Here is a 13,856-nt window from a genome sequence, read left to right on the forward strand (position 1 = left end):
ATCTCAGAACTTTTGCGAAAAGTGCATACTTTTTTGCGCTGTAGTTGTAACTGAAGCGAACATCCCAACAATAATGAATCAACTGCCATCTTAGCTAGACACCAGTGCCAACTTGCTGATACAGACAAGAATCAAGCACAAAATACTTTTATATAGCATCTTTGATCTTCGTTCGTTGTGGCTATTTTTTCATCATGCTAAGCTGCTATTTACTTTTTTAATAAGTAAAGGACTACTGCGTTCACGGTAATAGCTGCCAGCAGTATGCAGATTAACTTCTGTTTGTAAGGACAATGTATGAAAAAAACAATCATTCTCAGCACAATATGTATTGTCGCATCATTGAGTTTAACCACAAACGCAAATAACTGGGGCCGATATTTCTTTGTCCCGGATAAAACTACTGTTAAGATGTTCACTAAGGAATGTACAGGAAAACCTAGCAATCAATGTTTCAAAGTCATTAAGCGCACTTTCCCACCTCAAGATGGAAAGCTGTCAGCATGGTTTACTACCGTTTATACACAACATATGACGGCCAAACTTTACCCGGAAGAACTTAAAAAGCTGTATAGCAATTATCCTGTTAACTTTCAGAAATCATGTGCCGAACGAGAAAACACTACCAAATTAGTTTGCCAAACCATTGGACTTGTGGGCTTGCCAACTAATTGAAGAAAAATAAGGATTAAAACTTCTTTAAGGAGATAGTAATGAGCCGGATGATGTTATTGCTTGCAGCCACTTTACTTTCAGGTTGTGTCTCAACCGATAAAAATGAACCTCCTAGCGATATTGAGCTTCCATACACGCTAGATAGATCTGCATTTTTATGGCAATTCAAAGAATGCGTGTTCGATATCAGGGACCCTAAGAACATCAAAACTTACATTGGAAAACATGGGTGCGAACGTACAGATTACATAAAAGATGACATTTATGTCGAAAAATTACTAATACTTTTATCTACGTCGAGCAATCATGACTATATAAAGTTCCTTGACGGGGTTGTCACTTCTTATGAACGCCCGAAGCCAAACTTACCGATGAAGTATAAAATATTTCCAAATGACAACAGCCCTTATGGAAATAAAAAGTGCCTTTTTAAGATAAGCGATGAAAAGATAACAAATTTGCAGTCTTCAACAACCGACTATTCTTGCGAAGGGATTAGCTCTTTCTATGATTATCTAGACCCATATAGGATCAAGAAACTTATCGATGAAGATGATGGATTATATAGTACATTGTGGTCCATTGCATATTCAAAAAAATATAATGCTGTAACGGTATCTGATGGTTTGATAAATTCATTTAATATACCGTCCATTGATGAACAAAACTACAAGCAAGAATTAACTCTTGATCTTATAAAAGACAAAGAAAACCTTAGTAAACTACACAACGGTAAATACAAAATTAAAATAGATGATAAAGGAAACTCTTTTACTCCTGGAGAAATAATTTCTAGAAAAATTTCACTCGATAAACACCTGATAAAAGTGGGTGATTCTTATACCGCAACAAACGCTTTTAACGTTTCCAGAATAGTGACCGTAAAACATTACCAACAAACCATTTTGAAAATTATTGAACCAAATCCAATAGAAGACCGTTCAGTAAAGCCGGTTGAGGCAGGTTCTGTTTGCATTGGTTATGATTATATAACAATGTCTGGAAAAGGTAAATCTCTTCATGATGCGAAGAAGCTGGGTAAGATAACACTATATGGCGAGATAGCCAAAGATAAAAGTAGTTACATTGAAAAAAACTTTCCGACATTAGACTTTCCTGTAGAAGAGCATATACACACGGAAACAATAAATTTTAAACTACACGGAATAAAACAAGGAAATCGATTTTTAGATATATATAAGTGTGGTCTATAAAATTTATTTAGTTGCCTAGCTAAATTATCAATAAACATTGTGTTTATCTGTAACAACTTAGACAGCCAAAAAGTGCACACTTTTTGGCTGTGTCTTTTTGCATTGTTCTGTAATCATCAGCTTCACATGCTCCTGCAAGCCCCGCAAAAGCTGCATCCGATTGTAAGATGCAAAGCCAGACTCCAAGCTAAGCCGTCTAGCCAGCACGCTAAGCGCATAATCCAGCCGGCATAGTGCAGTGGCACTAGGTTGCCGCTGCTTTACTTGTAAGACGCTGTAGTAGCCCTTACTCATGCCCAGAAAGCGTTCGCTAAACTGATACTTTGATTTACACAGGCCCATTCTTTTTAGCTGCAAGTAAATCTCATCCAATGTCATGATAACTCCATTCTAGTACTGGGTGACCATACCCTTTCTTGTTATTTATCCCATTATCACTACTTAGTTAACTGAATTGCTCATTTTCAGGACGTTCAAGCCACCTCTGTTTAGCCTCCTTCCCAAAGCCTATAAACCATATCGTTACCTAAACAACTCCGTATATTCGCTAACTAAAAAGCGATTTAGATAAATACAAACATGATTTAGGAGCAAATACTATGCACTACAAACAACTATCACGAGTCGCAACCCAGCAAGAAATAATATCTAAAGTCAACAATGCCAAGTTCAATCCAGACCTCGCATTAACACTGACTTTATGTGAAGTACCTTTATACGAACAAACCAACCTAGCAAACAGTTCAGTCACACAACAGCAATTCCATATACTAGAAAATAACTTCAAACGATTTATGTGTTACCTAAACGAAGTTTGTTATGGCCGGAACTGGTATAGGCTTAAAAAGAACAACCCAGAAAAGAGCATTCAAATCCTTGCTGCTATCGAAATCAAAAATCATCAGTATCACTTTCATTGCTCAGTACAAACACCGACCCACATGATACAAGATGACTTTAAGGAGTTCATATTGAAACTATGGCCTAAGACAAAATATGGCAGCAAACATGAAAATGACATAAGGCCAATTTACGACTTGAACGGATGGATTAGTTATATGACTAAAGACCTACACAAACATAACGGCTTAGGATACGTTTCTTACTCAAATTTTTGCTAAACTCGTTGCCGAAGCATACTTCCCTCGAACGCAGCAAATTTCACAACATGAAATATTTTTTACTAAACGGGGCAACTCGTTTAGTAGCGAAGCGTATCTGTCATTTCAACAGTAACAAGCACATCAAAACAAACAACGAACACTGACACCAAAGATAGGTCTGCGTAGTTTACGAAGCAGCAAGCCTATCTTGCAGTGGCACTTGACTAGCAGAGCTAGACAAGCAGACATTATTCCATACGTCTTAATAAAGACCTTAGTTTATTTGCACTTTGCTTCACTTGATCTTCATTTATTGCTTCTTCGTTGCTATCTACTACAGGGTTATTGATCTCATCAAACTTTCTTTGCAATGCACTAATTCGAATATCTTTTATTGTTCGCTTTTCTTCTCTGTTAGCATGCTCAGAACGAGAATCGCAATATCGAGGCACACCTTCTGCACTTGGATAAGGCTCATAACCAGGACTAAAATCAACCGTACGATCTAAGCATTCAGCTAAGTTACCATTATCACTCAATAGCTCTTCCAAACGCTCAACAGCTTTTTCATATAAGGATTGTGCTTTATTAAAAAGTACAGTTTTATCTTTAGTTAAAGCGCTAGGGTTAGCGGATAGCTTCAGATACCTGTTGTTTACCTTATCGGCTTTGTCCAACATGTCAGCATAATCACCCAACTGTCCCCACAAGTCTCGCTTGTGTTCACGCATGCTTTTCTCTTCTTCCCATTCATCATTCATTTGGCTGATTTCATCATCTGTGAGCACAGCTTTTAAGTCGCGCTGAGTAACTTTGTCACCACTAGACAACTTTCTTATATGGGATTCGATCTTTGATTTTTGTAACTCTAAAGACTTGTGAGTCATAGTAGCACTACCGGAAACTACAGATACAAAAAATGTACACTTTTTGTCACTGTAAAGCAATGTCATTTTGTCAAGCGAAAGATATGTGCAATGCAATAAGCAAGTCTATTTTTTATTAGCTTTGACTCTTGAATTCCCTTCTAAATGCTTCCTATAGCCATCCACCATCAAATCAACAATTTCGTCAATGTCAAATAGATTAAGATAAGGAATAACTAGATCACTCTTAGTTTCGGATAGTAAACCACATAAGGTTTGCTCTTCCTCATCCAATCCTTTCAAATACACCTCAATAAAAAAGCCTTCAAACATAAAGCATACAGAAATATTTTCCACTTTCTCGTTTTCATAAATCCGACAAAATGGTGAAACAATAAATTGCTTTATAGCTTGATCAGTAAATCCTTTGCTTTTACTAAGGTCAAGAACTCGACTTAATTTTATAGAGAATTTATTTGAGGGGATAGACAAATCATTTAATATAGCATTCCTTAAATATTCATTGTCTTTATCAAGGATCACTACATTGCGATAGGATGCATGTGATGAATTCGCAGCCCGCCAATAGATCGACAAGAAATACATAATTAACTTATGTTGATCTAAATTGGAAAAATGTAACCCATCAGTTTTCTTTTCAAATGTACAACCACTCCCTCTTAATACACCCAGTGAATATCTCTCATAATTGTGATTTAATAATTTCTCGCAATCAGCACATAACTGATTCTCCGCCCAGCTATCACTGCTATAACCTATGGGAGCATTTCCCGAAGTAATAGCTATTGCTTTTCCAGAGTTTGTTCTAAATATCTTTTTGAAAACAGAATCTCCGACAGCATGAGATATTTGCAAATCACTTTGGATATTACATAACTTACACTTTTTCACTTCACCTCCTTAAAAAGTCCATTGTACGACTTTAAAATTGCTTCTAGTAACTAGCAGTTGAGCATTTACAATGTGAGCTTTTTATATGAAATAATTAACCCAATAAACACCCCTAAAGTTGGCCAAAACCATTTCCAATTTTTCAAATAAAATCTAAGTGTCATGTGTGCAAACTCTGATGTCCAGTGTCGTTTGTAACGAACACCAGGATAAACACCTTCGATTGTATATTTTTTTCCTTGCCACCAACTTTTGATTTGTTCGACCATGGAGACTCCATTTAATAAATATTTAATGTTTTTTATACTCTAAACACTCTACTTAGAAACTGTCAATCACACCAGCTCTACAGCAGCTTTCAACATTGCATCATTCACATCAATGTAACGCTGAGTTGTGCTCATGTGCTGATGACCTGCCAAAGTCATTAGTACCTTTGCAGATACACCTTTGTGAGCAAGGTTCGTGATGAAGGTTCTGCGCCCGCTATGACTGCTAGCACCGTCAATAGCTGCTTGTGCATACAGCTTAGAAAAAACCTGGCATAACGAGTTACCAGAAAACGCCGCACCTTTTTGGGAGCGAAGCAAAGGACGGTACGCTTGGCCAAGTAGTTTGTTCTGCGCCTTGGAGTAATCAGCCAGCACAATAGCCAGTTTCTTGCTGACTATCACTACCCTGCCCTTACTGCCTTTGGTTTGGCTAGCTGACAGAGTAACGATCTCTTTTACGTTACCGCTGGTGTCATACACATCACCAACAGTCAGTGAAGCTATCTCCTTGACCCGCAGCCCTGCGTAGTAGGACAAGCACAACGCCAGTGCATTCCGTTCGGCATGTCTCCCCGCTTTAGCGACTGCCAGTACCCTTTTGAACTCTTTTACAGTCAGTGTCTTCGCTTGCTTCATGTGTTCCTCCTATAACATAACCTTCTGTTTTGTTTATTGTATTTCCTTATGTTTCGGTTGAGCGACCTGAAAAGTGAACACTTTTATACGCTGTAAATCAGCACGTTAGCGCAGAACATAATCATCTATGTGTTTGATTATGTTTTTGGGGAGATAAATACAAAGAAAGGAGACATCATGCGATACCACGAATTTGCCCCCAAACGGGAACTAGACGACGCTCCACAGCCCACATACGCAGATTACAACGATGCCCGCAGGCCAAGGCTGACGCTGCGACATTTACACAAAGCAAGACTGAAGATGGACAAAGACAGACAAGAGCAAGAGGAACAGCGGAGGATCGTTGCTACGGTCTACAGAGACAGACCCAATGACAAACAGACACAGCAGCAACAGGAAAAAGACAGCCAGTAAAAAAGCAGTGCTCCCAGGAGCACTGCTTTCTATTCGTATATTACTTTTTCACCCGTTTCATAGTGCCACCACACTTAGTACAGCGCTTGGTGGCTGCTGGTGCAAATTTTGTGAACTCCATGTGGCCACAGGTGGTTTTCATGCATTGGTAGTAGTACGTTGCCATTAGCTGCTCCTTGTGAAATTGGCTTCGGGCATTCGTACTGTACGAGGTAGCAGCTTTATGGACGACCTCAGTCCTTCAACTACAGCCTAATCGTTTACTTATATATCAGGTCGTGTTGCTGAGGTCGGATAGATGCATTAGCTAAACGATCGATTAACTCCTTTAGTCCAGCAGCACTGTTAGAATCCAAGTAGAAGCCGTATCCCGTGGACATTCCTAATGCAACAGGTTCAACATACAATAAATGCTGCTGTTTGTTGCCACTCCAAATTGTGAACCTAAAGCTCGAACCCATTTCATCGTCAATAGTAGCTATTTCTTTGTTCAGAAGGTCTTTTCTCTGAAGTGCAATCTGTTCCCACTCCAAGTACTTTCTTATAGCGACCAGGTACTCATCAGCATTGGACTTTGACACATACAGATAGCCGTTACCTCCGCCATAGCGCTCAACATATATGCTAAGCATGTTTACAGTGTCATTGTCGCCATACGCTGTAACTGTCGTAGGCATTTCAGTGAATTTTTGTAAAACGGAGTTATGTTGCAGACCATGTATGCCTGTATCAGACATTCTGGTAGTTTTGCTGATCCCTGTTGATACACATGCGGACAACAGTAGAAAACAGCATATAGCCAAGATCCTTTTCATCATACGACCCTTAATCAATTAGTATTTTTTTTCGATAAATTCGTACGCCGTCAACGTAGTACGCCGCTGGCTCTGGCTTTGTCACCACTCGGCTTTTATAGCGGTGCTTAAAGACCTGGTACTGGTCCTCGATGACGTTAGGCGTCCCCTTTACGGACATTGCCCACGTCAGCAAGTGCTCCAATCGCACCCTATCTGCAGCCAGCTCTTCAGAGTCACCAATAAACTCCGCGTTTAAGCTGCCAATGCCGGGGTACTCGTAGCTTTCGCTAACACCAACCAGTTCATCGGGAAGTTTAAAGTCGGCTGAGCTTAACCCACCAGGCAATTCAAATTCCTCTACGTCCTCCTCAACCTCAAGAGCATCAAGTTCAGCCAGTACCTTATGTTCAGAGTCTGTCAGAAGCACCCGTTTGCCATAGTGGTCGCCAAGCGCTCGCCATGCATCACTGTCAAACAGCAGTGTCTGAGCGGTCCTGTGAGCCACAACCTGCTTACCGTTTATGAACTCAAGCAGAAATGCCACATGCCCCTGCTTTATCTGATAGCAGCTAACTTGTTTTAACACCCGTGCCAGCTTGGTACGCACCTGCGCCCGCAAGTCATGTTCAGTGTTATCAAGCACCCGCTCATCAACCGCATCCCACTCAACCGTCTCCAGCAACTGAGCCTGCTTCTGCATCACAGCTTGTTCTATCTTCTTCTTTGTCTCTTCAACCTCCTGTTCAAGCTGCTTAATTTTTACCGTCAGTGCAGCCGGGCCAGTCCCATCAGCAATGGCCTCCACCAGACGGTCAATGCGCTCGTTTTTGGCCTTTAGCTCCCCCCTAAGCGCAAGCTCAATCAAGTGCATATCTTCTTCAACGCCAAAGGGGCGAAACACATGATTAGCAGCAAGCCTAAGTACCGTGTCCTCAACCCACATGCCGTTAAATGACCATGGACGACACCCCTGATTCTGCTGACCAGTACCACATATGTAACGGGGCTTATCGCGCTGCGTAAAGGCATACATGCTGCCTCCACACTCGCCGCATCTAAGCACCTTAATCCCAGACAACAACGGCTGATGTGTTGTCGCAGTGGTTTTTGAAGTCTTGGATTTTTTGATTGCTTGCAGCAGGTGAAATTCGTCTTCGCTTACTAGCGCCGGGTAGTACCCCTCTAGCACGTACTCAACGCCATTCAAGGTAATGCACTTCTCGCCCAGCAATGCTCGGCTGAGGTGAAACTTTGAAATGAGATTAGCTGACCAGCTGTTGTGTTTGTTTTTAGTTGGGGGGGGATACTTGGCATTGAGCAGTTCAATAATTCGATAGTTACCTAGTCCCTGCTTGATGTAGCCAACGATCTCCTTGGCCACCTCGTAGTACACCGCGTGTGGCCTTACAAATTCATCGCTGCAGTCACTCCACCAGATGTTGGTGCCCACAGACTTAATCGCATAAGCGTAGCCTTCGGGGGAGCGCTTACCGTTGTTGTGAGCGGTTACTATCGCCTGAGCATGACCATAGGTCCGCTTTGATTTGGTTTTCGACTCCTCGTGTGCTCGGCTAAACAACAAAATGGAGTGCATCAAGTCCATTGGATTTTCGATAACACTCTGGCCTGAGTACACCTTGCGGTCCATGCCGGTAACAATGGTGATCCCTAATTCAAGAAGCTGCATGAACATCGGTAGTGAACTCATGATGTCCTCGCGACTCAGGCGGTCCAGATTTTCCACAACCAACCAGGAATCAGCGGGAACATGCTTGTTCCTAACAGCTTCAATAAAGGCTCCCAAGGCACCATCCTTGCGATGCTTGCCCTTAAAGGCACTCAGTCCCTCATCAACTAGCTCTACCAGCTCCAAGCCATTCTCATCAGCAATCTCATTGGCAATCTTCTTCTGTCGCGCCAAGGTCGTTCCATGCGCTTGCTTCTCGCTGGACCAGCGAATGTAGGAGTAACATCGAGTCTTGCTATCAGGCATAAACCACTTGCTAAACAATCAGGTAATACCCTCCATGTTCACACAATCCAGCCAACAAGGACAAGAATTGAACTGGCCGCTCACAATTACACCTTTCACCCCCATTAACAGCGCCGAAAACTGCACACTTTTTCGCCCTGCATATTTGCCGGGACTCAGGTATAATTCGCGCAATTTTTACGGCAGAGCCGGGCAATCTGAGTTTTTGTATGACCGTTGAGCAGTTCAATCCCAAGCAAACCACCACCCTCGAAACACCTAAGAAGGTGCTCGATAAGATGACCGAAGGTGGATCCGTACAGTCACAGACGAAACCATCTAGCGCTGCACGTATAGGGTTCATTAGTCTTGGCTGCCCCAAGAATCTGGTGGACAGTGAGCGCATCCTGACTCAGCTGCGTACCGAAGGCTACGACGTGGTCAATACCTACGAGGGTGCCGATCTGGTGATCGTCAACACCTGTGGCTTTATCGACAGCGCCGTTCAGGAGTCCCTGGACACCATCGGCGAAGCCCTGAGTGAAAACGGCAAGGTGCTGGTCACCGGCTGCCTGGGCGCCAAGGAAAACGAGATCCGCGAGGTCCACCCCAAGGTACTGGGCATCACTGGCCCCCATGCCTATGAGATGGTGCTGGAACAGGTTCATCAGCACCTGCCCAAGCCCCAACATGACCCCCTGACCTCGCTGATCCCGGATCACGGCGTCAAGCTGACGCCCCGTCACTACGCCTATCTGAAGATCTCTGAGGGCTGCAACAACCGCTGCACCTTCTGCATCATCCCTGCCCTGCGCGGCGACCTGGTCAGCCGCCCCATTGGCGAAGTGCTGGATGAAGCTAAGCGACTGAAGGACGCTGGCGTCAAGGAGCTGCTGGTGATCAGTCAGGACACCAGTGCCTACGGCATAGACGTGAAGCACAAGACCGGCTTCTGGAATGGCATGCCGGTTAAGACCCGCATGACCGAGCTGTGTCAGAAGCTGGCAGAGATGGGAATTTGGGTGCGTCTGCACTACGTCTACCCCTACCCCCATGTGGATGAGGTGATCCCTCTGATGGCCGAGGGCAAGATCCTGCCCTACCTGGATATCCCCTTCCAGCACGCATCGCCCCGCGTCCTCAAAGCGATGAAGCGCCCGGGCAAGGCGGAACGTACCCTGGAACAGATCAAGAAGTGGCGTGAGATCTGCCCCGAACTGGTGATCCGCTCTACCTTCATTGTCGGCTTCCCTGGCGAAACCGAAGAGGATTTCCAGATCCTGCTGGATTGGCTGGAAGACGCTCAGTTGGACCGGGTCGGCTGTTTCAAATACAGCCCGGTGGACGGCGCCGTGGCCAACGACCTGGCGGAACTGGTGCCTGAAGAGGTGATGGAGGATCGTTTCCAGCGCTTTATGGCGGTGGCGGCACGCATCAGTGCCGAGCGTCTGCAGGCCCGAGTGGGCACCGAGATGCGGGTGATAGTCGATGAGCTCAACGACGAGGGCGCGGTAGCCCGAGCCTACACCGATGCCCCGGAGATCGATGGTAAGGTGATTCTGGGCGGCGAGTTCGACGTGGATGTGGGCCAGATGGTGTGGGCCTCCATCGAGTTTGCCAACGAGTATGACCTTTACGCCACCATCGTCCGCGACGAAGATGGCGAGATTGAAGATCTGGGCTAATTCCTGCCCCTCAGACTCGTTACCAGGCCGGCTTTATGCCGGCCTCTCTTTTTTTCACCTGCTCCGGGGTGAGGCCGAACCAACGCTGGCAGGCCCGGTAGAAGCTGGCGGGATCGTCAAACCCCAACAACAGGCTGATCTCCGTATGGCACAGATGGCACTGCTGCAGATAATGACATGCCAGCTCTTTTCTGGCCTGAGCCAACAGCTCCTTGAACGGCTGCCTGGCAGCCGTCAGACGGCGCTTCAGGGTACTTGGGCTGATCCCCAGCCTCTGCGCCACCCTCTCCTTGTCCGCCATCCCCGACGGCAGACACTCCAATAAAATCGCCTTAACCTCACTGGCAAAGCCCCCATCGGAATGCAGGCTGCGGATCTGAGCCAGCAGAGCAGGCTCGAAGTGTTGCCACATGGCATCGTTGAGGGTCATAAAGGGACGCTGACACTCCCCTTTGGGCAGAACCAGGGCATTGCCGTCGCCGACCTGCAGCTCCAGGCCCAGGCGCCTGGCCAATTGACGCCCTTCAGGGCAATCGTCGGGCAGGGTCAGGGAAGTGACTATGGGATCCACCTTGGTGGCCATCTGTGCCAGATTCAGTATCAGGTACCACTCAAGCACGATCAGAGAGTTGGGCAGTTGATGGCTGTCCGGCTCGCAGAACTGGACTATGACGATCTTATCGTCCCGCTCTTCCACCCGAAGACGCTGGGGGCCCAGCAGGGTCTTAAAGCGCACCACCCGTTGGATGGCATCGAGCAGCGTCGGGCAACATAGCGCGGCCATCATGGGTGCCGCAAAGGTGCTGGAACAAAACTGCGCCACACTTTGGCTCAACTGGCCTGGCTCAACGCTTTGCTCCAGAGAGTGCCAAAGATCCAGATACTGCTGGGTGTTGAGGCGACTGTCCGGGTTTTCCAGCACCTCCAGAGAGAGGCCGGCACGCTCCAGCACGGCGCACGAATCCAAGCCCAATCGCTCGAAGGCGTATCGCCACCTGGCATCCAGTGGATACCGTTTCTCCCCCATGTCACCTCTTCCTCATTTTCAGGACTGACAACATATGATCAAAGTTTGCACCGAAAAGCAACCACGACACCGGACCTGTGGCGAGCACTTCGCCAATTTTGACAAGGCAGCCCCCAATCAAACCCAGAATCGTGATCCGGCAAACAATGGCGATTCGTTATTTCCTTACAGATCATTCAGGCCTGGATGAGCTTAAGCAGAGCCCCCAGAAACAACGTTGCGACTCTCTCACCGACGCCCGCAATGATGTCGGTAAGGATACAGGCTAGATGCGGCAGGAACCTACCAAGGCTCCTGGGGCCAACCCACAACCGAAAAAACTGCAACCAAAAACATAAACGATTCGCGCGGCCCAAGCGACCCCAAAATGAGACAAAAAAAGGCACCCACTTGGGGTGCCAGCTGTGAATCCGGGCGGAATCAGCGTGAATACAGAAGAGCAATTAAGGTCAGAATAACGCTCTTGTGTGACAGCTTGATGTCAGGCTGCCTGCTCCTCCTCACGAAGGGCACGGCGGAGAATCTTGCCCACGTTGGTCTTGGGCAGGTCGTCCCTGAACTCGATGATCTTGGGGATCTTGTATCCGGTCAGGTGCTTCTTGCAGTGACGAATGATCGACTCTTCGCTGGTGCCGGGCTTGGCCACCACGAACACCTTGACCACCTCACCGGAGGCTGGGTTGGGTACCCCGATGGCGGCCGCTTCCACCACGGCGTCGTGCATCACCACCACGTCCTCAATCTCATTGGGGAAGACGTTGAAACCGGACACCAGGATCATGTCCTTCTTACGATCGACAATCTTGAAGTAGCCCCGCTCATCCATGGTGGCGATGTCACCGGTGGAGAGCCAGCCATCCTGGGAAATGGTTTCTGCCGTGGCCTCGGGCCGCTGCCAGTACCCCTTCATTACGTTGGGGCCCTGAATCTGCAGCTCACCTCGCTCGCCGACGTTCACCACCTGACCCTGCTCATCCACCAGTCGAATGGCGCAGGAGGGCAAAGGCAAGCCGATGGTGCCGTCGTAGCCCTTGGCATTGTATGGTGCCACCGAGGCCACTGGCGAGCTTTCGGTGAGCCCGAAGCCTTCCAGCAAACGGGAACCGGTGACCTGCTGCCACTTCTCCGCCACCGCAGCCTGAACCGCCATGCCGCCCCCGAGGGCGACCTTGAGCTTACTGAAATCCAGCTCGTCGAATCCAGGTGTGTTGAGCAGGCCATTGAACAGGGTGTTGACCCCGGTGATGGCGGTGAAGGGATACTGTTTGATGGTCTTGATAAACAGTGGCATATCCCTGGGGTTGGTGATCATCAGGTTGGTGCCGCCGAGCTTCATAAAGGTCAGGCAGTTACAGGTGAGGGCAAAGATGTGGTACAGCGGCAGTGCGGTAACCACCATCTCCTCACCCTCGTTGAGGGTCGGCCCGATCCAGGAGCTTACCTGCTCCAGGTTGGCCACCAGGTTTCTGTGGGTCAGCATGGCGCCTTTGGCCACCCCGGTGGTCCCCCCGGTGTACTGGAGAAACGCCAGGTCGTCATTGGAGACCTTGGGCTTGGTGAAGGGACGTTGGCTGCCTTTGTACAGGGCGCTGCGCATGGAGTGAGCATCAGGAAGATGGTATTTAGGCACCATCTTCTTGATGTATTTCACCGCGAAGTTGACCAGGGTGCGCTTGAAGGGGGAGAGCTGATCCCCCAGCTTGGTGAGAATCACATGCTCCACCGGGGTATCGTCCACCACCTGCTCCAGGGTGGAGGCGAAATTGGACACCACCACTATCGCCTTGGCGCCGGCATCATTGAGCTGATGCTTGAGCTCACGGGCGGTGTAGAGCGGATTCACATTGACCACCACCATACCGGCACGAAGCACACCGAACAGGGCCACCGGATACTGCAGCAGGTTGGGCATCATGATCGCCACCCTGTCCCCCTGCTCCAGCTTGAGATCCTGCTGCAGGTAGGCGGCAAAATCCCGGCTCAGTTTGTCCAGTTCGTTATAGGTGATGGTTTTTCCCATGTTGATAAAGGCAGGTTTATCCCCATAGCGGGCCACCGACTGCTCGAACAAGTCGACCAGCGAAGTGAACCGGTCGGGATCAATCTCCGTCGGAACACCTTCGGGGTAACTCGCTAACCAGACCTTTTCCATGTGTCACTCCTTGTCTATGCGGCTTCTCCACGCCACTTATCTTTTTAAGCGCCCGTATTAAACAGGCGTATAAACGTGAGCATCATCACACATATTTAGTCGATTGTCAGCCTTGATATACATGAATT

General features: G+C 47.1%; 13 protein-coding genes. 4 read left to right on the forward strand and 9 right to left on the reverse strand.

What is annotated here, in order from left to right; all coding sequences use genetic code 11:
• Positions 1-297 precede the first annotated feature (297 nt).
• Positions 298-675 (forward strand): hypothetical protein, encoded by a 378-nt coding sequence (locus QUE41_RS12840; protein WP_286339421.1) that lies wholly within the window; start codon positions 298-300, stop codon positions 673-675.
• A 38-nt stretch (positions 676-713) separates the two neighbouring features.
• Positions 714-1,889 (forward strand): hypothetical protein, encoded by a 1,176-nt coding sequence (locus QUE41_RS12845; RefSeq protein ID WP_286339422.1) that lies wholly within the window; start codon positions 714-716, stop codon positions 1,887-1,889.
• A 57-nt stretch (positions 1,890-1,946) separates the two neighbouring features.
• On the opposite strand, the gene QUE41_RS12850 is transcribed toward QUE41_RS12845, so the two are convergent.
• The gene (locus QUE41_RS12850; RefSeq protein WP_286339423.1) at positions 1,947-2,267 is read right to left on the reverse strand and encodes a DUF6626 family protein; all 321 of its coding nucleotides are present in this window, start codon (positions 2,265-2,267) and stop codon (positions 1,947-1,949) included.
• Positions 2,268-2,488: 221 nt separating this feature from the next.
• Between QUE41_RS12850 and QUE41_RS12855 the strand changes: the two genes are divergently transcribed.
• Positions 2,489-3,010 carry a hypothetical protein gene (locus tag QUE41_RS12855; protein ID WP_286339424.1) on the forward strand — a complete coding sequence of 174 codons (522 nt, stop codon included), beginning with the start codon at positions 2,489-2,491 and terminating at the stop codon, positions 3,008-3,010.
• 230 nt (positions 3,011-3,240) lie between these two features.
• On the opposite strand, the gene QUE41_RS12860 is transcribed toward QUE41_RS12855, so the two are convergent.
• From QUE41_RS12860 to QUE41_RS12885, 6 genes are all read right to left on the reverse strand, one after another.
• Positions 3,241-3,879 carry a hypothetical protein gene (locus QUE41_RS12860; protein ID WP_286339425.1) on the reverse strand — a complete coding sequence of 213 codons (639 nt, stop codon included), beginning with the start codon at positions 3,877-3,879 and terminating at the stop codon, positions 3,241-3,243.
• A 105-nt stretch (positions 3,880-3,984) separates the two neighbouring features.
• Entirely contained in the window at positions 3,985-4,770 is a 786-nt protein-coding gene (locus QUE41_RS12865) for a hypothetical protein (protein ID WP_286339426.1), read from the reverse strand.
• 65 nt (positions 4,771-4,835) lie between these two features.
• Positions 4,836-5,039 carry a hypothetical protein gene (locus QUE41_RS12870; RefSeq protein ID WP_286339427.1) on the reverse strand — a complete coding sequence of 68 codons (204 nt, stop codon included), beginning with the start codon at positions 5,037-5,039 and terminating at the stop codon, positions 4,836-4,838.
• A gap of 66 nt (positions 5,040-5,105) precedes the next feature.
• The gene (locus tag QUE41_RS12875) at positions 5,106-5,678 is read right to left on the reverse strand and encodes a tyrosine-type recombinase/integrase (protein WP_286339428.1); all 573 of its coding nucleotides are present in this window, start codon (positions 5,676-5,678) and stop codon (positions 5,106-5,108) included.
• Between the two features lie 677 nt (positions 5,679-6,355).
• A complete protein-coding gene (locus QUE41_RS12880) occupies positions 6,356-6,910 on the reverse strand; it encodes a hypothetical protein (protein ID WP_286339429.1) in 555 nt (184 codons plus the stop codon).
• A gap of 10 nt (positions 6,911-6,920) precedes the next feature.
• On the reverse strand, positions 6,921-8,885 hold the full coding sequence (locus tag QUE41_RS12885; protein ID WP_286339430.1) for a recombinase family protein: 1,965 nt from the start codon (positions 8,883-8,885) through the stop codon (positions 6,921-6,923).
• A gap of 209 nt (positions 8,886-9,094) precedes the next feature.
• On the opposite strand from QUE41_RS12885, the gene rimO reads away from it, so the two are divergent.
• Positions 9,095-10,549 (forward strand): 30S ribosomal protein S12 methylthiotransferase RimO, encoded by a 1,455-nt coding sequence (gene rimO / locus QUE41_RS12890; RefSeq protein WP_286339431.1) that lies wholly within the window; start codon positions 9,095-9,097, stop codon positions 10,547-10,549.
• A gap of 19 nt (positions 10,550-10,568) precedes the next feature.
• Here the strand turns inward: rimO and QUE41_RS12895 are convergent, their stop codons facing one another.
• Together QUE41_RS12895 and fadD are read right to left on the reverse strand one after the other, a co-directional pair.
• Positions 10,569-11,576, reverse strand: coding sequence for an AraC family transcriptional regulator (locus QUE41_RS12895; RefSeq protein WP_286339432.1), 1,008 nt, complete (start codon positions 11,574-11,576; stop codon positions 10,569-10,571).
• Between the two features lie 481 nt (positions 11,577-12,057).
• Positions 12,058-13,728: a long-chain-fatty-acid--CoA ligase FadD gene (gene fadD, locus QUE41_RS12900; RefSeq protein ID WP_286339433.1), complete on the reverse strand. Its 1,671-nt coding sequence runs from the start codon at positions 13,726-13,728 to the stop codon at positions 12,058-12,060.
• Positions 13,729-13,856 lie beyond the last annotated feature (128 nt).

It is taken from the genome of Ferrimonas sp. YFM (assembly GCF_030296015.1).
Taxonomy (GTDB): domain Bacteria; phylum Pseudomonadota; class Gammaproteobacteria; order Enterobacterales; family Shewanellaceae; genus Ferrimonas.